Genomic DNA, 23,436 nt, shown 5'->3' on the forward strand with positions numbered 1-23,436 from the left:
TTAATTGAGCTATTTAAAAGAGGAATTTTTGGGATATAAAATCGATGTCCTCTCTTCAGTTTGAGAAATCTTCCAAAAAAAAAGGCCGGATTTTCATCCGACCTAGTATTATATTTGGTTTTGGTTCTATGCTTCCGCTAACTCTTGAGTTAACGCTTCATCAACTAAAATTCTTCCGCAATGTTCGCAAACAATTACTTTTTTACGTTGACGGATGTCTAATTGACGTTGTGGTGGAATTTGGTTGAAACAACCTGAACATGAATCTCTGTCGATAGTTACAACAGCTAATCCATTTACCGCATTACCTCTCAATCTATTATAAGCGGTCAGTAAACGCTCCTCAATTTGAGTTTCTGCTTTATCTGCTTTTTTAAGCAATGCTTGCTCTTCTTTTTCAGTTTCTGCTGTAATTGTTGCTAATTCACCTTTTTTAACTTCTAAATCGCCTTTTCTCGCTTCAATATTAGCTAAAGCTAAATCATAAATTTCTGTTTTAGAAGCAATTTCGAAACCATGTTCCTTAATTTTTTTCTCAGAAACCTGAATATCTAGATTTTGAATCTCAACTTCTTTAGTTAAAGCATCATATTCACGGTTATTCTTTACATCTTCTAATTGCTTTTCGTATTTCTTGATTAAAGCTTGTGCTTCCTTAATCATATTTTTACGGTTTACAATTGCATCTTCAGTATCGTCTAATTCAGCTTTGATTTTTTGTATACGTGTTTCTAATCCGGCTACTTCGTCCTCTAAATCAGCCACTTCCATTGGCAACTCACCTCTTACCTGACGGATTTTATCAACTTTAGTGTGTATGTTTTGTAATTCGTATAAAGCTTTTAGCTTTTGCTCTACTGTTTGTTCCATTAAATGAAATAATTTATGGGGTTTGTATTATGCTCCGTTAAACGGATTGCAAAGTTAGGAAATTTTTCTTGAATATTATCTATCAACAAATTAGATGTAAATTGTTCACTTTCATAATGGCCAATATCGCAGATAACAAGCTTCTGTTCAGCATCGAAAAATTCATGGTATTTAAAGTCGGCTGTAATAAAGGCATCAGCCCCTGCAGCAATGGCATCTTTTAACAAAAAACTGCCCGAACCACCGCAAACGGCAACTTTTTTGACCCTCTTGGGTAATAAAGCAGTGTGCCGAATCACTTTGACTTTCATATTTTGCTTTACTAAATTCAAAAAATCAACATTATCCATTTCTTGCGGCAACCATCCAATCATACCTGCGCCAACATTATCTAATTTATTTGTCAACGCATAAATATCATAAGCAACTTCTTCATAAGGATGATTTTCTAACAAAGCCAACAAAACCTTTCGCTCATCTTGAACCTTAAAAATGGTTTCAATCCTTATCTCTGCTTCAAGATGTTGTTCTCCAACCTCTCCAACAAAAGGATTTGCACCCTGCCCACCTTTAAAAGTTCCAGTACCTTCAGTGTTAAAACTACATTCACTATAATTACCTATATCACCAGCTCCCGCAACAAATAAAGCATTTCTAACTCCATCAGCCTGTGCTATAGGACAAAATGTAACTAGCTTTTTTAGCAAGTTGTTTTTAGGGGCTAAAATTTTAGCATTCTGTATCCCTAATCTTTTACAGATTTCTCCACTTACGCCGTGTGCCACATGGTCTAAATTAGTGTGAATAGCATATAATGCAATGTTATTTTTTATTGCTTTTAACACTACCCTTTCTACATAAGTTTTACCATTAAACTTTTTTAGTCCTTTAAAAACTATGGGATGGTGAGTGATGATAAGATTGCAGTTTTTAGTAATTGCTTCATCTACGATTTGCTCTGTGCAATCCAATGCTACCAAAGCAGCGTGAACTTCATCATTCGCATTTCCTACAATTAAGCCTGCATTGTCGTAATCTTCCTGATAATTGAGTGGCGCTATCTTCTCTAGGAAATTGGTAATCTCAGCTAACTTCATTTGATAAAGTTAACCATCCTTTGCTAAATCCCTCCAAACAGAAAGTAATTTTTTAACTCCAACAAAAGCTTGGGCATAGCATCACTAATGAATAGAGCCTAAACAAAGCCTATAAAGACGTAAGATAAACGAAGGATGAACGTAAGATGAACGAAGGATGATAAAGATAAGAGCGGGTTAATAAGCCAGATTAATTGAACAACAGTATGAGCTTGAAAAGGGCTTTACAACAAAGAATTAGCCGATCAATAGTTTTAACCAGATTTGATTACACACAAATAATCCTTACCCGCTTTTAAACAGATAAGGATTATTTTATGAAAAGTCCTCGGATGAATATAGCTATATGCAAAGTATTCATCCGAGAACTAATAATTTTTTTACTGGAAACTACCCATTCTTGCCATTTGCAAACTTTCGAATACCATACGCTGGTTATGTTCAAATGCCAATTCCTTGTGATTAATGATATCTACTATCGAACCGATCAAACATAATCCGCCAGTAAATAAATATAAAATACCCATCCCAATTTGGTTAACGATAAATCTTTGTAAACCTGGAACCAAGAATAATCCGATTACGCAGAACAAAAGCATATCACTTGGGTTTTTTCTTTTGCTAGAATAAATCATTAAGAACGTACGCACTTGTTGCTCGTTTAAGCCATTTGTTGCGGTTTGTAGATAACTATATTCTTGAGGGGTTATACCCGGTAAAGCCATAAATTGTGAGTCAAACATTGCTAATCCTCCTAAAATTTTAAATTAATTTCTTTTTGTTTATTAAATAATTGTTTGGTGAGCTGATAAATGCGATGGCCAATCAAAATCAAAGCTGGTATACCGAACCAATGATGTGAAAAACTTGCACTAACATCTCCGTGAAACAATGCGGTTATCGACCTTCCCAAACCACACCCTGGACACCAAATTATTCCTAAATTTGCCAAAGGGCAAAGGCTAAAGTGATGCTCATGAGGGTTGGCAGTTGCTAACAACACCAAAGCTAAAATCCAAAATGTTAACTCTATCGGAAAGCTTTTAATGTATTTCATGTTCCTCGTTTTGTATTAATTAGAAACAATGATAAGATTTTTGTTACTGTTACTAAAGTGTACTCGACGAAACTAAAAAAAATCTCGACAAACTCGGTTTTAGTTAAGATGTGAGAGAATAGATATGAGAAGTGGGACAAGATTTGAGAAGTGAGCCAAGATTTGAGAACCATTATGCTCTTCAATTGTCTCATATCTAAAATCTCAATTCTCATATCTAATAACAAATCTTTATTTACCTTTACATAGTGAACATTCGCGACCTGATTAACAGATACAAAACAGACGAGCGTGTTGTTGCGACAGCAAAATCGTTAAACAAAGGAAAGGGCGGCAAAACCCAATTAAAGGGATTGGTAGGTTCTGCCGATGCTGTGATAGCCATTTCAACCTACTTTTTATTGCACAAACCACAGCTTTTTATTCTGCCAAATAGAGAAGAAGCTTCTTATTTCCTTTCAGATTTGGAAGGAATTTTGGACAAAGAAGTGTTGTTTTTTCCTTCTTCTTTTAGAAAAGCTTTTGAATTTACGCAGATAGATACTGCCAATGTTTTGGCAAGGGCCGAGGTATTAAACGAGTTAAATCACCAATCTGAATACGGAAAAATTGTAGTTACTTATCCAGAAGCATTGGCCGAAAAGGTAATTGACCGTTCTGTATTAGAGAAAAACACTTTAGAAATTAGCATCGGTGCTACTTTAGGTATCGACTTTATCAATGAGTTTTTATTTGAATACGATTTTGAAAGATCGGATTTTGTTTATGAACCTGGTCAATTTTCTATTCGTGGTGGTATTGTAGATATTTTTTCTTTCTCACACGAACTCCCTTATCGTATCGAGTTTTTTGGCGATACAGTAGAAAGCATTAGAACTTTTGAAATTGATACGCAACTTTCAGTTGATGATGTAAAAAGTTTAACTATCGTACCAAACGTACAGGCAAAATTCTTAACAGAGAATAACATCAGTTTGTTAGATTATATTGAAAAAGACACACAGCTTTGGTTTAAGGATGTAGAATATACTTTAGACATTGTAAAAGGTGGTTACAAAAAAGCTGTTGAACTTTGGAAAGCTTTAGCCTTAACCGAAAAACAACAAAACCCAAATTGGTTAGATCCAAAATTCTCTTTTACTGATGAGAAAATGTTGTCTGATTTATTTCAGGATTTTGCCTTAGTGGAGTTTGGCAAGCAGTTTTTCTATCAAACAGATGATGTAATCCAATTTGAAACTAAACCGCAGCCATCTTTCAATAAAGATTTTGATTTACTGATTAAGAACTTAAAAGAGAATGAAAGTCAGCATATCCATAATTTTATCTTTACAAACTCTACCAAACAAACCGAACGTTTGTATGCGATATTAGATGACATAGATAAAACGGCAAAGTTTACACCAGTTAACATCCCGCTTCGTGAAGGTTTTTTAGATGCGCAGCAAAAAGTAGCTTTTTATACAGACCATCAGATATTTGACCGTTTTTATAAATATCAGTTAAAAAAAGGTTATCAACGCAGTCAAGCAATTACACTTAAAGATTTACGCGAACTTAAACCTGGCGATTTTGTAACGCATATTGACCATGGAATTGGGAAATATGCAGGTTTAGAAAAGGTAGAAGTAAATGGCAAAACCCAAGAGATGATTCGTCTGGTTTATGCAGATAACGACTTACTTTATGTGAACATTAACTCCCTAAATCGCATTGCGAAGTTTAGCGGAAAAGATGGTACGCAACCCAAGATGAATAAATTGGGTACCGAAGCTTGGGACAAGCTCAAGAAGACCACAAAAAAAAAAGTTAAAGACATTGCCCGAGATTTAATCAAGCTTTATGCGATGAGGAAAGCCCAGGTAGGCACTGCTTTTGCCCCCGATGGTTATTTAGAAACCGAGCTCGAAGCCTCTTTCATATACGAAGATACACCTGACCAAGTTAAGGCAACTGCCGATGTAAAAAAAGACATGGAAGCGCCACATCCAATGGATAGGTTGGTGTGCGGAGATGTTGGCTTTGGCAAAACAGAAATTGCCATTCGAGCAGCCTTTAAAGCCGTTGCCAATGGTAAACAAGCGGCTATTTTAGTGCCTACAACCATTTTAGCCTTACAACATTTCAAGACATTTTCATCACGTTTAAAGGAATTTCCCTGTACAGTCGACTATATCAATCGATTTAAAACCTCGAAACAAATTAAAGACACTTTAGAACGTGTAGCCAACGGCAAGGTTGATATTGTAATTGGCACACATCGCTTATTAAGCAAGGATGTTAAGTTCAAGGATTTGGGCATCATGATTATAGATGAGGAGCAAAAATTTGGCGTTGCAGCTAAAGAAAAACTAAAGGCTTTACGCGTAAATGTGGATACACTTACTTTAACCGCAACCCCTATTCCTAGAACCTTGCACTTCTCTTTAATGGGCGCAAGAGATTTATCTATCATGAGTACGCCACCACCAAATAGACAAGCCGTTAATACAGAACTCCATGTATTTAATGATAAATTAATTCAAGAAGCTGTGCAGTTTGAACTAGATAGAGGTGGTCAGGTTTTTTTTATACACAACCGTGTTAATGATTTGCCACAGTTGGGCGGATTGATTCAAACCCTAGTCCCTAAAGCAAGAATTGGCATTGCACATGGTCAATTAGATGGCGATCAGCTAGAGGACGTGATGCTTGATTTCATCAACGGAGAAAAAGATGTTTTGGTAGCCACAACCATTATCGAGGCGGGACTTGATATTCCAAATGCCAACACGATTATCATTAATCATGCACACATGTTTGGATTGAGCGATTTGCACCAGATGCGTGGTCGTGTAGGTCGTTCTAATAAAAAAGCTTTTTGTTATTTATTGAGTTTGCCTTTATCAACCTTAACAAATGAAGCTAGAAAAAGACTGAGTGCCATTGAAGAATTTTCTGATTTGGGGAGCGGATTTAACATCGCTATGCGTGACTTAGATATACGTGGAAGTGGAAATTTACTGGGCGGAGAACAAAGTGGATTTATTGCAGAAATAGGTTTCGAGATGTATAACAAAATCTTGGATGAAGCCATTCAGGAATTAAAAGATGCTGAGTTTAAAGACTTATTTAAGGATGAGCCAGAGCGAGCTTTTGTAAATTTTACCCAGGTTGATACCGATGTAGAATTACACATTCCCGATGATTATGTAACTAGTATTACAGAGCGATATAATCTATATACCGAACTTTCCAAACTAGAAAATGAAGTGCAATTAGCTGCTTTTGAGACTGAATTAAAAGATAGGTTTGGTCCAGTTCCGCAACCTGTTAAAGCAATGCTTAAGGTTTTGAGATTACAATGGGTTGGCAAACGTTTAGGCTTTGAAAAACTGAGTTTTAAAAAGAATATTCTTCGTGGTTATTTCATTACCGATAAACAATCGAGGTTTTTTGATTCGGAAGTATTTAATAAAATATTGGCTTTTGCACAAATCCATCAACGATTGTGTAATTTAAAGGAAGTAAAAGATAGTTTACGGATTTCTTTCGATAACATTGCAAACGTTGATGAAGCAATAGAAATGCTAGAGTTGATTTTGTAGTATTTTGTCATCCAGAGCGCAGCGAAGGATCTCTCTATACTTTCGCTCCTGGATTTTTCCCCGCCTAGCTGACGGGCAAGCTTCGTCAGAATGACAAAAAGATTATGGATCCACAAATGTTAAACGAGCTCGTTACAATGAAAATGCCTTTTGGAAAGTACAAAGGGTGGATTATTTCACGTTTGCCAGAAACTTACTTGGTTTGGTTTCATAGCCAAGGTTTTCCTCCTGGCAGGTTAGGCCATTTATTAGCAACAATGTATGAGATTAAGTTAAACGGATTAGAATATTTGTTGCAAGGGTTAAAACGTTAGTAACCAATTATAAAATTCTATTTCAACACCCCTTTTTTTCCAATTTAAGGGAAATTTTAGGCCTGCTGCACAAATAAATCATCCTTCCTGCTTATCAAATTCATAAAAACTTCATATTCCTGCATTTATTTTGGCGCTTGTTAGGTTTTCATACCTAGAACTCAAAAATCGCCAAAAAATCAGATAATGAAAAAACTTATAATGCTCGCAATCACGAGTGCATTGTTATATCAAACAGGTTGCACTTCAAAAAAAGAAGAAAGGGAAGAAGAAACCAAGTATACGGTCACATCTCCACTCAAAATTGACACTTCTTTCACGAAAGAATATGTTTCTCAAATTAAATCGGTTAGAAATATAGAATTAAGAGCTCAAGAAAAAGGATATCTACAAAATATTTATGTAGATGAGGGCCAAACTGTAAAAGCAGGACAATTACTTTTTAGAATTATGCCCAAAATGTTTGAAGCCGAATTGCTTAAAGCACAAGCGGAAACTAAAGCCGCAGAACTTGAATTACAAAACACCAAATTGCTTTCTGACAAAAATGTTGTTTCGAAAAATGAACTCTATATGGCGAAAGCTAAATTAGATGCCGCAAATGCCGAAACATCATTGGCAAAAATGCATTTAGCGCTTACAGAAATTAGGGCGCCATTTGATGGAACTATTGACCGCATTCCACTTAAACTAGGTAGCTTGGTTGATGAAGGTGCTTTACTAACCAGCCTATCAGACAATAGCCAGATGTTTGCCTACTTTAACGTTTCTGAGCCAGAATACTTAAACTATGCCAACACCAATAAAGAAAAAGGCAAACAACAGGTTAGCTTATTAATGGCAAATAACGAAGTATTAAAATCTAAAGGAACTGTAGAAACCGTAGAGAGTGAGTTTGACAATGAAACCGGCAATATCGCGTTTAGAGCAAGGTTTACTAATCCAAACAACCTACTTAGAAATGGTGAAACCGGAAAAATACAAATGCTTGTTCCGCTAAAAAGCGTGCTCGTTATTCCACAGAAAGCAACTTATGAAATTCAAGATAAAAAGTTTGTTTTTGTAATAGACCAAAGTAATAAAGTAAGGTCTCGTGAAATTTCTATCGCTAATGAAATGCCAGATTTATATGTAGTTGGCAATGGACTAAAAGAAGGAGACAAAATCCTATTCGATGGTGTACAAAAGGTAAAGGACGATGATAAAATCAAGTTCAAGTACCTGGACCCAAAAGGCGTAATCAGCAACCTGAAATTATACGCAGAATAATAACGCTTAATTATTAATATTTATGTTCGCCAAATTTATACAAAGGCCTGTCCTTTCTATTGTTATATCCCTAATAATTGTGTTTTTAGGTGCGCTTGCTATTACAGGCTTGCCAGTAACACAATTCCCTTCTATATCTCCTCCAAAAGTAAATATCACTGCAGAATACCCAGGTGCAAATAATGAGTTATTGATTAAGTCTGTAGTAATTCCTTTAGAACGTGCCTTAAATGGTGTTCCCGGAATGAAATATATTGCCTCTGATGCTGGAAACGATGGAGAAGCTAGTATCCAAGTTGTTTTCAATTTGGGAACAGACCCCAATCAAGCTTCGCTAAATGTGCAAAATCGCGTAGCAGCAGTAACCAACAAATTACCACCTTTAGTGGTAAGGGAAGGTGTAAAAATTAGCAGGGAAGAATCAAATATGCTGATGTACATCAACCTTTATAGCAAAGACCCAAAGATGAATGAAAGTTTTCTTTACAACTTTGCCGACATTAATATTTTAGCTGAGCTAAAGCGTGTTGATGGTGTTGGTTTCGCAGATATTTTAGGAGACCGTGATTATGCGATGCGAGTTTGGCTAAAACCAGACCGTATGCAAGCCTATAAAATTTCCGCAGAAGAGATAATGAAAGCTCTTGATGAACAAAGTTTGGAAGCTTCTCCGGGTAAAACTGGCGAAAGTTCAGGCAAGCGCTCACAAGCATTTGAGTATGTGTTGAAATATTCTGGTCGTTTTACTACAAAAGAACAGTATGGAAACATCGTTTTACGGGCTAGTCCAGATGGTGAAATGTTGCGCCTTAAAGATGTTGCCGATGTAGATTTTAGTAGTTCTGCTTACAACTTATACTCCAATTTAAACGGAAAATCATCTGCAGCGATTGTACTAAAACAATCTTATGGAAGCAATGCCAGTCAGGTAATTAAAGATGTGAAGGCTAAAATGGCCGAAATAAAGGCGACTTCTTTTCCCAAAGGTTTGGATTATGAAATCAGTTATGATGTGTCTAAATTTTTAGACGCATCTATTGAAAAGGTAATTCACACCTTATTGGAAGCCTTTATTCTAGTAGGCTTGGTGGTGTTTTTATTTTTAGGAGATTGGCGCTCAACATTAATCCCAATCATCGCCGTACCGGTATCGCTAATTGGAACATTTGTGTTTATGCAGTTTTTTGGCATCACACTTAACCTAATTACCTTGTTTGCACTTGTTTTGGCCATTGGAGTAGTAGTAGATAATGCGATTGTAGTTATCGAAGCCGTTCACACGAAAATGGAGCACGGTAAAATATCCGCATTAAAAGCAACGCAGCAAGCAATGAGAGAAATTAGTGGAGCCATCATTGCAATCACTTTTGTAATGGCTTCGGTATTTATTCCTGTTGCCTTTATGTCTGGTCCGGTAGGTATTTTCTACCGACAGTTCTCAATTACAATGGCTACAGCAATTATCCTTTCTGGAGTAGTGGCACTAACTTTAACGCCTGCTTTGTGTGCCATTATGTTAAAAAACAATCACGGTAAGGCAAAAAAGAAAACACCAATAGACCGAGTGCTAGATGGCTTTAACAACTGGTTTAACAGATTAACAGGAAGTTATAAAAACATCTTAGATAGAGTTGTAACTCGTAGGCTTTTTACCTTCGGTACATTAATTGCTTTTTGTATTGGAATATGGTTTTTAAACAATTCAGTACCTTCTGGATTTATCCCTAACGAAGACCAAGGAATGGTTTACGCCATTATTCAAACTCCTGCTGGATCAACATTAGAAAGGACAAATCAAATTGCTAAACGATTACAAATTGTTGCCAAAGAAGTTGAGGGCGTAAAGTCTGTTTCTTCCTTAGCAGGATATGAGATTTTGACTGAAGGAACAGGTTCAAATGCTGGTACTTGTTTAATTAACTTAAAAGATTGGAGTGAACGTAAAAATTCTTCGCTAGATGTAATTAAGGAGCTTGAAGAAAAAGCTAAAGATATTCCTGGTGCAACTATCGAATTTTTTCAACCCCCAGCTGTACCTGGTTATGGCGCCGCTGGTGGATTTGAGCTGCGTTTATTGGATAAAGCGGGTAGTGGCGATTATAAAAAGATGGAAACGGTGAGCAATGATTTTGTTCGCGAACTAAATAAACGAAAAGAACTTTCATCAGTTTTCAGTTTCTATAGTGCTAGTTTTCCTCAATATATGTTAGACATTGATAACGATTTAGCACAGCAAAAAGGCGTAACAATTGATAACGCAATGAGTACATTGTCAACCTTTGTGGGAAGTAATTACGAAACAAGTTTTATAAAATACGACCGTCAATACAAAGTAATGGTGCAAGCTTTGCCCCAATATAGAGCTTTACCGAGTGATATTTTAAAGCTTTCAGTAAAAAATGACAGGGATGAAATGGTTCCTTTTTCTGCCTTTATGAAAATGGATAAAGTTTATGGATTATCAGAAATTACACGTCACAATATGGCCAATGCTTCAGAAATTAGTGGGCAATCTGGGCAAGGTTATAGTTCAGGAGAAGCCATTAAAGCCATTACAGAAGTTGCGAAAAAAACATTGCCAAGAGGTTTCGCTATTGACTGGGCGGGGATTTCAAAAGACGAAGTCTCTAGGGGAAATGAAGCCATCTATATTTTCTTAATCTGTTTAGGTTTTGTGTATCTAATTTTAGCAGCTCAATATGAAAGTTTTGTATTGCCATTGTCGGTTATTTTATCGCTGCCTGCCGGAATTTTTGGCACTTATCTTTTGCTTAAAATTTTAGGCTTAGAAAACAACATTTATGCACAAGCAGCCATGGTAATGCTAATTGGTTTACTTGGTAAAAATGCCGTGTTAATTGTTGAGTTTGCAGCACAGCGACATAGCCAAGGGGTTTCTGTAGCCAAAGCTGCAATAGAGTCCGCAGTTGTTAGGTTCCGTCCTATTTTAATGACTTCTTTTGCTTTTATCGCTGGCTTAATTCCATTGATGATAGCTACTGGACCAGGAAAAATAGGAAATAGAACGATTGGGACCGCGGCTACGGGCGGTATGTTATTTGGAACCGTATTTGGCGTAATCATCATTCCTGGGCTATACTTTATTTTCGGCACAATTGCCTCAAAAAGAAAACTGATAAAAATTGAAGAAGAACATCCCTTAACAGAAGAAATTGAAGATAATGTTTAAAAATAAAATATATAAAGGCTTTGGCTTTGCGCTAATCTGCTTGGTCTATACAGCTTGCAAAGCGCCTCAATTGGCACAAAGAACCGAAAACACAAGTATACCAAATGCTTTTAATGGGTCTACAGATACAATAAACGTAACCAGTATTAAATGGCGTGAGTTTTTTAAGGATAACTATTTAGTCCGCTTAATAGATACGGCTTTAAAAAATAATCAAGAATTGAATGTGACCTTGCAGGAAATCGAGATTGCAAAAAATGAAGTAAGAGCTAAAAAAGGAGAAATTTTACCAAGTGTAGGTTATCGTGCAGGTGCAGGATTAGAAAAAGTGGGTCTTTACACAAGTCAAGGTGCTGGAGATGCTAGTGCAGATATTATACCCGGTAAAAAAGTGCCCGAAATATTACCAGATTACCAATTTGGACTTACGGCGAATTGGGAGGTAGATATTTGGCATAAACTTCATAATGCGAAAAAAGCGGCAGTAATACGTTATTTATCTACCATTGAAGGCAAAAACTTTGTGGTTACCAATTTAATAGCTGAGGTTGCCAACTCCTATTATGAGCTTTTGGCTTTGGATAATCAGCTCGATATCGTAAAGAAAAACATCACCATACAGAATAATGCTTTGGAGTTGATGAAGATACAAAAACAAGCAACCAGAGTTACAGAGCTGGCGGTTAGAAAATTTGAAGCTGAAGTTTACAACTCTAAAAGTTTAGAGTTTAGTATTCAGCAAAACATTACCGAGACTGAAAATAGAATTAACTTTTTACTAGGCAGGTTTCCACAAACGATTAAAAGAAATTCTGAAAGTTTTAACGATTTGCTACCTAACGTGATCAATGCCGGCATTCCATCTCAATTATTGGCAAATAGAGCAGATATTAAACAAGCCGAGTTGGGTTTAGCAGCAGCAAAACTCGATGTTAAAGTAGCAAAGGCACAATTCTATCCTTCATTTGGAATATCTGCAAACTTAGGTTTTCAAGCATTTAACCCTTCTTATTTGGTGCGAACTCCAGAGTCATTGTTATACTCCTTAGCTGGAGATTTAGCAGGTCCTCTAATTAATAAAAACGCTATAAAAGCAAATTATCTCACTGCTAATGCAAAGCAAGTACAAGCTATTTATAATTACGAAAAAACGATTTTAAATGGATATATCGAAACCGTTAATCAACTTTCGAGCATTAAAAACTTAGAAAAAAGTTATGCCCTAAAGACAAAACAGGTTTTGGCACTCACACAATCTGTAGATATTTCTAACGATCTTTTCCGTTCTGCCCGAGCAGATTATTTTGAAGTATTAATGACGCAACGCGATGCTTTGGAAGCCAAATTAGAATTAATAGAAACCAAAAAACAACAACTAAATGCTGTGGTAAATATATATCAGGCTTTAGGAGGTGGGTGGAATTAGGGTTATCTTGTAAAAATAGTTTGTCATTCAGACTTGTGCAGATTTTACATCGGTAGCCGGCGAAGAATCTAAAAGAAGCTTTATTCTGAGATTCTTCCTTCCTCAGAATGACCAATCTGTTTAAATCTCGCAACCATTCTCATCACAAATCGCATCATCATTTTTATTTAATGACTGAAGCGTTGTTTTAGGCTGCATGGCTTGCCATTCTGTAAAGCTTTGCACAATGGCTTGTTCAAAAGCCAGAACAGGTTGTGCGCCAGATAAAGCATATTTCCTATCGAACACAAAATATGGAACTCCCCTAACACCCAGTTGCTGACTTTCATAAACATCATAACGAACAGCTTCTGCAAAATCATCACTTTTCAAAACATTTAAAGTTTCAGTTTTATCTAATCCTAAATCTTCAGCAATGCTGAGTAAAGTTTCGTGTTTAGCAATATCTTTAGCACCCATAAAGTGCGCATTAAACAACGCTTCTTCGGCCTGGTTTTGTAAGCCTTTACTTTTCGCAAAATGCAAAAAACGATGCGCATCAAAAGAGTTAGCAGGAACATTGGTTGCGAAATTTAAATCCAAGCCAACGTTCGAAGCCATTTCAACTACTTGACCTGTCATTTGTTTAGCTTGCTCAATAGACATTCCTTTGGCTCTAGCTAAATAAGTATACAAATCTTCATTGGTTGTATTGTTATATTCTGGATTAAGTTGAAAACTTTTCCATTCTATTTCAATATCATCTTTAAATGGCAATTTTTCTATTGCTTTTTCAAAATGTCTCTTGCCAATATAGCAAAATGGACACATCACATCAGACCAGATTTCTACTTTCATAAAACAAAGGTAAGGTTGATGGATTTTTGGATGGTAAGCTAAAAGTAAAAACCCAACTAACCAAAAGGTTAGCTGGGTTTTTAGCATTTATAATTAGTCATCCGATGATTGTAGCAGGACGCATACAATCATCGGATGACTAGACTCTCTATTTATACAACTGGTTAAACATCCATTTAAATGTACCATGCGTTTGAGACCTAAAGGTAATTTCTGGTCCAAAGGCAAATAATTTTCCTTTACCATAATCTGCCTCAAAAGCAGCAACACCATCTTGCAAATAGCTTTGTCCCCAAGCCCAACCACTACGCAGCGGAGTTGAGTTAGCAAACCAAGCTAAAGGTTTAATTTTTCCACTAGAAACTGCATCAGCACTTAATTTAAATACAGGGCTGTTATCAAAATAAACATCTGCTGTTTTGTCCATTCCCCAGTTTGCTGGTTGAGTTTTGTCTACAGCAACATTCAACACGCTTCCAGGGACATAATATTTCTCCGCTGGCAATCTCTTTTCAACTCCCGCAATTAATTCAACCATCGCATTGCGAACAGGTAAGTTTAAATGGGCAGCTAAGTTTGTAGCTGTACCAATGGCAACAATTTCGCCTCCTGCCTCTAAGAATGCTTTTAATTGAGGAATTGATTTGTCTTGACTCATTCTCCCAACCCTAGCTCTATATTCTTCTGGAATACTTTCTAAAGCTGGTGTTCCAAAACCACCTCTCCCTCCTCCTGCAGTAATTCCGTTTGCGCTATACGAGGGGATAGAACCATCAACAAAAACAATTACGTCATATTTATCTTTTAAGCTTCCTTTATCGATATCAGGAGCATAAATTACGGTCGCATCAAAATGGTATTGCTCCATGATAAATCTAATCCATCCCGAATCCATCGAACCTCCATAAGTATCCCAAATAGCAATTCTAGATGGTGCAATCTTTACAGCTTTCGCAGGTTTAGAACCTGAAACAATCCTCATTCCGAAACCGTGTTCTGCTTTATCTAAAATGCTTTTTGCCTTCCCCGAAGCTGGAACATAAAACGAACCATCTGCAGCATTGCGATAAACTTCGGCACCAACTTTTAATAATTCATTTACTGCCAAATAACTCTCATTTGCATAAGAACTTAACACATAACCACTACCAGAAGGCAATGCTTTTGGTGTTGCTTTTAATAATTCTCCGTAAGGTAGTTTCTCAAAAGGACCATCAAATTTATCTTGAATTCTATCAAACTTAACGTTCATTAAATAAGCTAATGTCCACCCTGCAGCATCATAAGGCGCAATTGGAGGGCCTCCTTCATATTTAAAATCGTTCGGGTGGTCCTGTGGTTCGAACATATCCAAAACGTGCGGACGAAACGCTTGGTCGGTTTTAACCGCATAACTACCCGCTGGATAATTTTTCCCAGCAACCGTAAATGCTGCTGTTGCTTTCTGAACTTGAATTCCTGTTCTAATCAAAGCGTTTAAAAAGCGAATGGCAGTTGTAAAATCTGGTTGGTCTGCAGAAAGGATATAACCTCTAGCATCACGGTTAACAGGGTTTTTCATCACCGTATCCAAATACTTCACAGACATTGCTCCTCTTCCTTCAAATCCGCCACCACCTTGTGTCGTTGTGGTAGCTGGTCTTCCACTTTGTGCTGCAGCATTAATGGCATCAATCTTTTTAGGAGAGAACGACCAGGTATCCTTACTTCCTCTATCGATTGAGTTTTTACCCATTTGATAAATGTTATACAACAACTCATCATGGTAACGCTGTGCGTAGTTCAAAACCGCGTAATTTAAAGAAACCGAATAGTCAATCGAGTTTTTGAAATACCATTTTTGAGGTAAGATAGGATTAGGGGAATCTCCATTTGGCAATAATCGCGATGGGACTAAAGGAATATCTGATGGTGTAGGATTACCAACAATTTCCGTTAACAAACCAATCATGTTATGGAAATAAGTGGTTGTTCTTAATCCCCCATTGTACCAAGTAGAGAAAACAGAACCTCCACGTTGTGTATAACCAGGTTTAGATTCAACATTCATCCTATTGTGCATTGCGGCACCTACTGCATCAATTGTCGTTAAAACAATTGGGTCGAAAACATAATTGTAGGGGTCGCGGTAAGGCGGGCCCGCCACAACAGTTCCTGCCGGACCGGCCTGATGGTGATTATACATAATTTGAGGTATCCACTCTACAAATAACTGGCGACCGATATTTTGAGTTTCCCTAAGATTTAGCATAAAGAAATCTCTATTGTTATCATGACCCGCATATTTTTCATACAGACGAGGGAGGCCATTTGTAGACCTTTTTTTGGGGTCTTTTTCTCTCATGTACCAATCACTTACCAACTCTTGTCCATCTGGATTAGCGTGTGTCATCAATACAATCACATTATCCAAAATTTTATTGGTTTCTGCGTCAGTTTTGCTAGACAAATTATAAGCCATCTGAATTAATTGATGTGCGCCAACAACTTCATTTGCATGCAATCCACCATCAATCCAAACTACTGCTTTGCCTTCTGCCGCTAAGGCTTTTGCCTGCTCTGGTGTTAAACCTTCAGCGTGTGCTAGTTTCTGAGAAATTTCTTTGTAACGAGCTAAGTTCTTTTGATTTTCTGGAGAAGTGATGATCAACATGTACTGACTTCTACCCTCTTCGGTTTTACCGATATCAACTAGTTTCACTCTTTTAGAAGTCTCTGCTAGTTTTTTGAAATAAGCCTCTGTTTGGGTATAGTTAGCTAATTGATAATCATCACCAATGTTAAAACCGAAATGGTCTTTTGGTGTTGGAACGTTTTGTGCTATTGCAGATTGAATACAAAAAAGTATCGCAACCAGCAAAAAGCTGCGTTGGTAAAGTTTTGTCATGGAATTTAGTTTAGGGGTTTATAAACCAAATATAAAAGAGAAAGATTATTAACGTATAGCTGTTATTGATTTGTTACATCTGTTAAAATCTTCATTTACTCGTTCTTAATACATACATTTGCCCCGATGTAAGTTCTTAATTTTATTTTTCATCAACCGATAACGGTTTTACTTAGCTGTAGATTAATAGGGAATCGTGTGTAAATCACGAGCTGTCGCGCAACTGTAAACCTTCTTCCTTTTCTAAGGATGAAAACAAATTATCAATACGCCACTGTTTCAATAGAATGGGAAGGCGATAATTTGGAGGTGAGCCAGGAGACCTGCCATTATTGAATTGACGAATGCTTTCGCGAAATGAAGCAATTGGTCAGGTTCGATTTATCTTTACATAAAACATTGTTTTATTGCTTTTTGCCTATCTTTTTTGATAAACAAATGGATAATTTATGCCTGTTCTTTTTTATCATTTCTACTAAGCATATAGCTTTAAGAACTTTTAAACGATTTATTAATTTAATCTTTAAAAGAAATGCTAACGCAAAATTTGGGATACCCGCGAATTGGTAGCCACAGAGAATTAAAAAAAGCCTGCGAAAATTATTGGGCAGCAAAAACAGGACACAAAACCGTACTTCAAGTAGGTAAGAACATTCGTCAGGAAAATTGGCTAATGCAAAAAAATGCAGGAATCTCTATTATTCCTTCTAACGACTTTTCATTTTATGACCAAGTACTTGATCACTCCTTAATGTTTGGAGCAATCCCAAAAAGGTATAACGAAGTCATGCTTAAAAAGGGAAACACAGAATTAGATTTGTATTTCGCCATGGCAAGGGGCTATCAAAAAGAAGGCTTGGACATTATTGCAATGGAAATGACCAAATGGTTTGACACCAATTATCATTATCTAGTACCTGAATTTTACAAAAACCAACAATTTAAGTTGTTTTCTACAAAAGTAATAGACGAGTTTTATGAGTCCAAACAACTAGGTATCGTTACCAAACCCGTATTAATTGGGCCTGTTTCTTACCTTTTATTGGGAAAAGAAAAAGAAGCTGGTTTTGAAAAAATTGACTTGCTTAAAAACCTATTGCCTGTTTACCTTGAAGTTTTAACTCAACTTGTTAATCTTGGTGTTGAATATGTACAGTTTGACGAACCATTTTTAGCTCTAGACTTAACAGAAAAAGAGAAGAAAGCATTTCGAGAGGCCTATAAACAAATCAAAAATGCCTTCCCAAGGCTAAAAATTGTTTTGGCAACTTACTTTGATAGTTTAGGAGACAATATTGCTTTAGCTGCATCTTTACCTGTTTCTGTGCTACACATAGATTTAGTTAGAGCTCCACAGCAATTAAATGATGTTTTAAGTGTATTAAAGAGTGATGTGATTCTTTCTCTAGGTTTAATTGATGGAAGAAATATCTGGAAAAATGATTTTGAATACTCCTTGTCAACCATCAACACTGTTGTGGAAAAAATTGGAGAAAGCAGGGTTTGGATTGCGCCATCTTGTTCATTAATCCATTCGCCATGTGATTTAGACAATGAAACCAATGAAGAAATATTAACACCGGAAATTAAGCAATGGATGGCTTTTGCAGAGCAAAAAATAGCTGAAGTGGTAACCTTGAAACAGTTAGCGAATGCCGATCGTGGAACTTCTGCAGAGAGAAAACTAGCAGAAAACATAATCGCTCAACAAAACCGTAAAACATCAAGTCTTATTCATAAAAGTGAGGTTAAAGTTCGTATAAATCAAGTTACGAGTAAAGATGCTGAGCGATTAAATTCTTTCTCTGTTAGAAAAGTTAAACAACAAAATGCCTTAAATCTTCCAAGCTATCCCACAACTACTATTGGTTCTTTCCCTCAAACAGCGGAAGTAAGAAGTTGGAGGGCAAAGTTTAAAAATGGAACTTTTTCAACAGCAGAGTATAACAAATTAATTGCCGATGAAACCACTAAAGCCGTAAAATGGCAAGAAGAAATTGGACTCGACGTTTTGGTGCATGGTGAGTTTGAAAGAAATGACATGGTCGAATATTTTGGCGAACAATTAGACGGATTTACCTTTTCTAAAAATGGTTGGGTACAGAGCTATGGCTCTCGTTGTGTTAAACCTCCAATTATTTATGGTGATGTAAAAAGGTATGCGCCGATGACCCTTGAATGGACTTCTTATGCACAATCGTTAACACCTAAATACATGAAAGGAATGTTAACCGGCCCTGTTACTATTTTACAATGGTCTTTTGTTCGCAATGACCAACCTAGGTCTCAAACCTGTACACAAATTGCTTTAGCAATAAGAGATGAGGTTTGTGATCTAGAAAAAGCAGGCATCAAAATAATCCAAATTGATGAACCCGCCATCAGGGAAGGATTACCATTAAGAAAAGCCGAATGGGAAAATTATTTAAACTGGGCTGTAAATGCATTCAAACTATCCGCTAGTGGCATTAAAGATGAAACTCAAATACACACCCATATGTGTTATTCTGAATTTAATGACATTATAAAAAACATTGCCGATATGGACGCAGATGTAATTACCATCGAAACCTCTAGATCTCAAATGGAACTATTAGATGTGTTTGCTGATTTCGAATACCCAAATGAAATTGGGCCTGGTGTGTATGATATCCACTCACCAAGAGTACCAAATAGATTAGAAATGATAGATTTGCTGAAAAAAGCAAAGGCAGTAATTCCAAGCGAGCAATTATGGGTAAATCCAGATTGCGGCTTAAAAACCAGAGGCTGGGATGAAACCAAAAAAGCATTAATCGAAATGGTGGAAGCCGCGAAAATAATGCGTAATAACTAAAAATTAACCAAGCCTGTCGAAGATTCGGCAGGCTTATTAAAGATTATAAAATGACATTAGAAGAAAGAATTATCGCCTCAAAAACTAGCATTTTCAAAGCTGTTTTTCCAAATACTACCAATCATTATGATACACTTTTTGGCGGTACAGCCATGCACATGATGGATGAAGTTGCATTTATTACAGCGACAAGATTTAGTAGGCAAATTATGGTTACGGTGAGTAGTGATAGGATTGACTTTAAAAAGGCTATCCCTGCGGGAACAATTGTTGAGCTAATAGGTAAGGTTACACAGGTAGGTAATACGAGTTTGAAGGTAAACGTTGAGATTTACATTGAACAAATGTATGCCGAAGGAAGAGAATTAGCCGTACACGGAGATTTCACCTTTGTAGCTATTGATGAAAACAAGAAGCCAACGCAAGTAATTAAATAATAATGTTTGTATCCTGTTTACCAAGTCCCCTTCAGGGGATTTAGGGGTTTAAAATCAAGTACAGGTAAACGTACACAACTGGCGCTGCAATTAGTAAGCCATCAAATCTATCTAAAAAACCACCATGCCCGGGTAAAAAACTACCAGAGTCTTTAGTATCTAAACTTCTTTTCAGCATAGATTCTACTAAATCGCCAAGTGTGCCGAAACAAACAATAAGAACAGCCATTCCTGCCCAAATGAATGGGTTCATTTCCGGAAACCATCGGGAAATTAAGTAAGATACGACTACACTCGTGAACAGTCCTCCCAAAAAACCTTCCCATGATTTTTTTGGTGAGTGGCGTTCAAATAATCTGGTTTTCCCAAATTTAACCCCAAAAAGATATGCTCCTGTATCACTTGCCCAAAGCATCAATAAAAAAGCAAGAGGTAAGTGAAAGTTGTAGTTGTTAAAATCTGCTAGAAATCCTAGCGAGTAAAAAAAGCAAAAAGGAACGGTTACGTAAATAAATCCCACGAATGTGTAAGAAATATTAGCAAAAGGAATTTTTTCTTTTTTGTATAGTTCAAATATGAAAACCGAAAACACCAATGGTACAATCAGCAATAAGTATTTTAATTCAAATTGATAAAAATGGTAGCTGGCCGTTAAAAGGAAAATGACTGCCGCAGCAAAAACACCAATGTTTCTATGCGGACGAATCCCTCCTATTTTAACCATTTTATAGAATTCTAACAAGGCAACAATGCTTAAAATTAAATAGAAACCTGTAAAAGCATAGCCATTTAGCAAAGAGGCAAGCATCACGATAGTAAAAAAGAAAGCGGTTATTGCTCTGGTCTTCATTGTTAGATTTGAGATGTGAGTATTGAGATTTGAGACAAAGTTCTATTCAACTTCTTCTTTGGTTGTTTTGTCTTTTAAAATCCAAAACAAAGCTATGGTTAATATTGCACTAATTAAATAGCCGTACCAAGCAATATTTGTTTCATCTGCTTTATCCAATGGTAAATTATTTCGTTGAAAGTACCACATCAACGTTACTGCATAAGCATTGTTTAAAAAGTGAGCAAAGATAGTATACCAAATGTTTTTAGTCCAGAAGTAAATATAGCCGAACATGGCGCCCAAAAATAACCTAGGAAAAAATCCAAAAAACTGAAAATGTATGGTGCTAAATATAATGGCAGATAACCAAATAGCAACGTGTGGATTTTTAATCAATCTTAAAAATGTCCTTTGTAATCCCCCTCTAAAAATAAGCTCCTCGCAAATTGCCGGCACCAAACCCACCACAAAAAGGTTAATGGCTAATGCCCCAAAAGATTTACCTGCTAAAATTGCTTTTGTAGTCACCGCACCTTCATCTTCCATCTTCCTCATCCAGCTTTCAATGTTTTTTAAAGCGTTTGGCAAGTGTAAATTCATGTTCCATTCATTTACCCAGCCCAATAGTGGTGTAGAGCAAATCATTAATAGAAATACAAGGCCTAATAAATTGATGTTGGCCGTTTTCATCCCGTAAAATTGGTGTGGTCTTTTACCTTCAAAAATTGATAAAGCAATAGCGGGAACCAGAAATAAACCTATCTGCTGAGCCGTTATTAAAATTTTTAATGCACCCACATACCTTAAATCGCTTCCTGTTGCCCAATCTGTACTTTTTATTAAATCTAATCCATAAATACCTAAACAGATTACAAATCCAATAACGGCAAAAATAATAACACCTATAAAAGCGCCTACTCCTAATATTAAAAGTTGCAGTAGCGGATGATTTTCTTCTCTAGTTGGTATGGTGAATTGCATTATTTCGAATTTTCGTACCTTTGTCCCATTAATTTGGTTTGAAGATAGAAAAATGTCTGTAAAGATAGGAAATATAGATTTGGGAGAGTTCCCTTTGTTACTTGCACCGATGGAAGATGTGAGCGACCCTCCATTCCGTTACGTTTGTAAACAAGGTGGTGCAGATATGATGTACACAGAGTTTATTTCTTCTGAGGGATTAATACGCGATGCCGCAAAAAGCCGTAAAAAACTAGATATTTTTGAGTACGAACGACCTATAGGTATTCAAATTTTTGGTAGCGATATCGAAAGTATGCGTGAAGCAACCGAAATTGCAACTCTTGCCGGGCCAGATTTAATGGATATTAATTATGGCTGCCCTGTTAAAAATGTTGCTTGTCGTGGTGCGGGCGCAAGTTTGCTTCAAGATATAGATAAGATGGTAAAAATGACAGATGCTGTTGTAAAAGCCACACACTTGCCTGTTACCGTTAAAACCCGTTTAGGTTGGGATGATAATACTAAAAATGTTGAAGAAGTCGCAGAGCGATTACAAGACATTGGCATACAGGCTTTAACTATTCACGGCAGAACAAGAGCTCAACTGTATAAAGGCGAAGCCGATTGGACATTAATTAGAGAAATTAAGCGTAATCCACGAATTAAAATTCCAATTTTTGGCAATGGCGATGTAGATAGTGTAGAAAAAGCCGCCGCTTGGAGAATGGAATATGAAGTAGATGGAATCATGATTGGTAGAGCCGCAATTGGCTATCCTTGGATTTTCCGTGAAGTGAAACATTTCTTTAAAACCGGTGAGCATTTGCCTGGTCCAACTTTAGACGAAAGAATTATTGCTTGCAGGACACACTTAAATAAGTCTATTGAGTGGAAAGGCGATAAAGTTGGTGTATTTGAAATGAGAAGACATTATTCGAATTATTTTAAAGGTTTGCCAGATTTTAAACAGTACAGAATGATGTTGGTTAAAGAAGAAAATATTGAGACCATCAATCAAATATTAGACGAAGTGGCAGAAAAATACGAGCACATTGCACCTTTTTCTGAAATGGCTTGATTCTTGAAAAGCTTTTTATAAATTTAACAAATGGTTACAGCTATAACTCAAGGTGTAAAAATTTCGGTAGAAACCATTTACCAAGACGAGCATTCTAATCCTGCTAACGAACATTTCATGTTTGCTTATCGTATAGAGATAGAAAACTTGTCAGATTATGCAATTCAATTAATGCGTCGCCAATGGTTTATCTTCGATTCAAACGGCTCTGTAAGAGAAGTTGAGGGAGAAGGTGTGGTTGGTATACAGCCTGTAATCGAACCAGGCAAAAGTTATTCATACGTTTCTGGATGTAACCTTAAAACCGACATCGGTAGCATGAAAGGCAATTATTCCATGATTCGTTTGGTTGATGAAACCAATTTCGATGTAGACATCCCAGAGTTTGAATTGGTTGTTCCTTATAGATTGAATTAAATCTTTTCTTTACTTGTCATTCTGGGCGATTTTGTCATTCTGACGAAGGAAGAATCTATCTTAGACATCTCTTGTTTTAACAAACCAAAATCAGTAATTCTTGGCTTCTCTAGCCCCACTGTCCGCTTTACTTCTGGGTAGCCGCAAGGACAACCCCTACGTATTCGCTACCATCAGCCTGCCGGACAGGCAGGGTTTATTTTACCTAGGACAGAAGCAGTTTTGTACCATTAGCACCTACTTTGTTCATAAACCCGACTGCAGCGATATCTCCCGATTCTTCATCGGGAATAAAGCGAAAGGCGGGACTACGTTTTCCAAAAAGCACTACCTAACATT

Annotated in this window: 17 protein-coding genes and 1 riboswitch; of the genes, 9 read left to right on the forward strand and 8 right to left on the reverse strand. The window is 36.6% G+C overall.

What is annotated here, in order from left to right; all coding sequences use genetic code 11:
* Positions 1-126 precede the first annotated feature (126 nt).
* The 4 genes from EZ428_RS02975 to EZ428_RS02990 all read right to left on the reverse strand — a co-directional run bounded on the left by EZ428_RS02975 (position 127) and on the right by EZ428_RS02990 (position 3,024).
* On the reverse strand, positions 127-870 hold the full coding sequence (locus EZ428_RS02975) for a zinc ribbon domain-containing protein (protein ID WP_131551616.1): 744 nt from the start codon (positions 868-870) through the stop codon (positions 127-129).
* Positions 870-1,967, reverse strand: coding sequence for a Nif3-like dinuclear metal center hexameric protein (locus tag EZ428_RS02980; RefSeq protein ID WP_131551617.1), 1,098 nt, complete (start codon positions 1,965-1,967; stop codon positions 870-872). Before EZ428_RS02980 ends, EZ428_RS02975 begins: the two co-directional genes overlap by 1 nt.
* 380 nt (positions 1,968-2,347) lie before the next feature.
* On the reverse strand, positions 2,348-2,710 hold the full coding sequence (locus EZ428_RS02985; protein WP_131551618.1) for a TM2 domain-containing protein: 363 nt from the start codon (positions 2,708-2,710) through the stop codon (positions 2,348-2,350).
* 11 nt (positions 2,711-2,721) lie between these two features.
* Positions 2,722-3,024, reverse strand: coding sequence for a DUF2752 domain-containing protein (locus EZ428_RS02990; protein WP_131551619.1), 303 nt, complete (start codon positions 3,022-3,024; stop codon positions 2,722-2,724).
* Between the two features lie 248 nt (positions 3,025-3,272).
* Here EZ428_RS02990 and mfd point away from each other — a divergent pair, with 248 nt between their 5' ends.
* From mfd to EZ428_RS03015, 5 genes are all read left to right on the forward strand, one after another.
* Positions 3,273-6,611, forward strand: a complete 3,339-nt coding sequence (gene mfd, locus EZ428_RS02995; RefSeq protein WP_131551620.1) for a transcription-repair coupling factor — start codon at positions 3,273-3,275, stop codon at positions 6,609-6,611.
* Positions 6,612-6,715: 104 nt separating this feature from the next.
* Positions 6,716-6,925, forward strand: a complete 210-nt coding sequence (locus tag EZ428_RS03000; RefSeq protein ID WP_205945591.1) for a DUF3820 family protein — start codon at positions 6,716-6,718, stop codon at positions 6,923-6,925.
* A gap of 186 nt (positions 6,926-7,111) precedes the next feature.
* Positions 7,112-8,194 carry an efflux RND transporter periplasmic adaptor subunit gene (locus EZ428_RS03005; protein ID WP_131551622.1) on the forward strand — a complete coding sequence of 361 codons (1,083 nt, stop codon included), beginning with the start codon at positions 7,112-7,114 and terminating at the stop codon, positions 8,192-8,194.
* Between the two features lie 22 nt (positions 8,195-8,216).
* A complete protein-coding gene (locus EZ428_RS03010) occupies positions 8,217-11,384 on the forward strand; it encodes an efflux RND transporter permease subunit (RefSeq protein ID WP_131551623.1) in 3,168 nt (1,055 codons plus the stop codon).
* Positions 11,377-12,810, forward strand: a complete 1,434-nt coding sequence (locus tag EZ428_RS03015) for a TolC family protein (protein ID WP_131551624.1) — start codon at positions 11,377-11,379, stop codon at positions 12,808-12,810. Before EZ428_RS03010 ends, EZ428_RS03015 begins: the two co-directional genes overlap by 8 nt.
* Positions 12,811-12,930: 120 nt before the next feature.
* Here the strand turns inward: EZ428_RS03015 and EZ428_RS03020 are convergent, their stop codons facing one another.
* Together EZ428_RS03020 and EZ428_RS03025 are read right to left on the reverse strand one after the other, a co-directional pair.
* Complete coding sequence (locus EZ428_RS03020) at positions 12,931-13,647, reverse strand: DsbA family oxidoreductase (RefSeq protein WP_131551625.1); 717 nt, start codon at positions 13,645-13,647, stop codon at positions 12,931-12,933.
* A 148-nt stretch (positions 13,648-13,795) separates the two neighbouring features.
* Positions 13,796-16,534, reverse strand: a complete 2,739-nt coding sequence (locus EZ428_RS03025; protein ID WP_131551626.1) for a M14 family metallopeptidase — start codon at positions 16,532-16,534, stop codon at positions 13,796-13,798.
* 146 nt (positions 16,535-16,680) lie between these two features.
* A riboswitch (cobalamin riboswitch) is annotated at positions 16,681-16,879 on the forward strand.
* A 187-nt stretch (positions 16,880-17,066) separates the two neighbouring features.
* Between EZ428_RS03025 and metE the strand changes: the two genes are divergently transcribed.
* Positions 17,067-19,370 (forward strand): 5-methyltetrahydropteroyltriglutamate--homocysteine S-methyltransferase, encoded by a 2,304-nt coding sequence (gene metE, locus EZ428_RS03030; protein WP_131551627.1) that lies wholly within the window; start codon positions 17,067-17,069, stop codon positions 19,368-19,370.
* 50 nt (positions 19,371-19,420) lie between these two features.
* Positions 19,421-19,807, forward strand: a complete 387-nt coding sequence (locus EZ428_RS03035) for an acyl-CoA thioesterase (protein WP_131551628.1) — start codon at positions 19,421-19,423, stop codon at positions 19,805-19,807.
* 40 nt (positions 19,808-19,847) lie between these two features.
* Here the strand turns inward: EZ428_RS03035 and EZ428_RS03040 are convergent, their stop codons facing one another.
* Both EZ428_RS03040 and EZ428_RS03045 read right to left on the reverse strand, forming a co-directional pair.
* A complete protein-coding gene (locus tag EZ428_RS03040) occupies positions 19,848-20,657 on the reverse strand; it encodes a phosphatidate cytidylyltransferase (protein ID WP_131551629.1) in 810 nt (269 codons plus the stop codon).
* A gap of 42 nt (positions 20,658-20,699) precedes the next feature.
* Complete coding sequence (locus EZ428_RS03045; RefSeq protein ID WP_131551630.1) at positions 20,700-21,620, reverse strand: CPBP family intramembrane glutamic endopeptidase; 921 nt, start codon at positions 21,618-21,620, stop codon at positions 20,700-20,702.
* Positions 21,621-21,672: 52 nt separating this feature from the next.
* Here EZ428_RS03045 and dusB point away from each other — a divergent pair, with 52 nt between their 5' ends.
* On the forward strand, positions 21,673-22,680 hold the full coding sequence (gene dusB, locus EZ428_RS03050) for a tRNA dihydrouridine synthase DusB (RefSeq protein WP_131551631.1): 1,008 nt from the start codon (positions 21,673-21,675) through the stop codon (positions 22,678-22,680).
* Between the two features lie 30 nt (positions 22,681-22,710).
* On the forward strand, positions 22,711-23,097 hold the full coding sequence (gene apaG / locus EZ428_RS03055) for a Co2+/Mg2+ efflux protein ApaG (RefSeq protein WP_131551632.1): 387 nt from the start codon (positions 22,711-22,713) through the stop codon (positions 23,095-23,097).
* Positions 23,098-23,436 lie beyond the last annotated feature (339 nt).

The sequence above is a fragment of the Pedobacter frigiditerrae genome (genome assembly GCF_004331645.1).
Taxonomy (GTDB): domain Bacteria; phylum Bacteroidota; class Bacteroidia; order Sphingobacteriales; family Sphingobacteriaceae; genus Pedobacter; species Pedobacter frigiditerrae.

Bases quoted from the DNA above. Each gene is read 5' to 3' on its own strand.
- EZ428_RS02975 (WP_131551616.1), bottom strand. From the start codon at position 870: ATGGAACAAACAGTAGAGCAAAAGCTAAAAGCTTTATACGAATTACAA.
- EZ428_RS02980 (WP_131551617.1), bottom strand. From the start codon at position 1,967: ATGAAGTTAGCTGAGATTACCAATTTCCTAGAGAAGATAGCGCCACTC.
- EZ428_RS02985 (WP_131551618.1), bottom strand. From the start codon at position 2,710: ATGTTTGACTCACAATTTATGGCTTTACCGGGTATAACCCCTCAAGAA.
- EZ428_RS02990 (WP_131551619.1), bottom strand. From the start codon at position 3,024: ATGAAATACATTAAAAGCTTTCCGATAGAGTTAACATTTTGGATTTTA.
- EZ428_RS03000 (WP_205945591.1), top strand. From the start codon at position 6,716: ATGGATCCACAAATGTTAAACGAGCTCGTTACAATGAAAATGCCTTTT.
- EZ428_RS03005 (WP_131551622.1), top strand. From the start codon at position 7,112: ATGAAAAAACTTATAATGCTCGCAATCACGAGTGCATTGTTATATCAA.
- EZ428_RS03010 (WP_131551623.1), top strand. From the start codon at position 8,217: ATGTTCGCCAAATTTATACAAAGGCCTGTCCTTTCTATTGTTATATCC.
- EZ428_RS03015 (WP_131551624.1), top strand. From the start codon at position 11,377: ATGTTTAAAAATAAAATATATAAAGGCTTTGGCTTTGCGCTAATCTGC.
- EZ428_RS03020 (WP_131551625.1), bottom strand. From the start codon at position 13,647: ATGAAAGTAGAAATCTGGTCTGATGTGATGTGTCCATTTTGCTATATT.
- EZ428_RS03025 (WP_131551626.1), bottom strand. From the start codon at position 16,534: ATGACAAAACTTTACCAACGCAGCTTTTTGCTGGTTGCGATACTTTTT.
- metE (WP_131551627.1), top strand. From the start codon at position 17,067: ATGCTAACGCAAAATTTGGGATACCCGCGAATTGGTAGCCACAGAGAA.
- EZ428_RS03035 (WP_131551628.1), top strand. From the start codon at position 19,421: ATGACATTAGAAGAAAGAATTATCGCCTCAAAAACTAGCATTTTCAAA.
- EZ428_RS03040 (WP_131551629.1), bottom strand. From the start codon at position 20,657: ATGAAGACCAGAGCAATAACCGCTTTCTTTTTTACTATCGTGATGCTT.
- EZ428_RS03045 (WP_131551630.1), bottom strand. From the start codon at position 21,620: ATGCAATTCACCATACCAACTAGAGAAGAAAATCATCCGCTACTGCAA.
- dusB (WP_131551631.1), top strand. From the start codon at position 21,673: ATGTCTGTAAAGATAGGAAATATAGATTTGGGAGAGTTCCCTTTGTTA.
- apaG (WP_131551632.1), top strand. From the start codon at position 22,711: ATGGTTACAGCTATAACTCAAGGTGTAAAAATTTCGGTAGAAACCATT.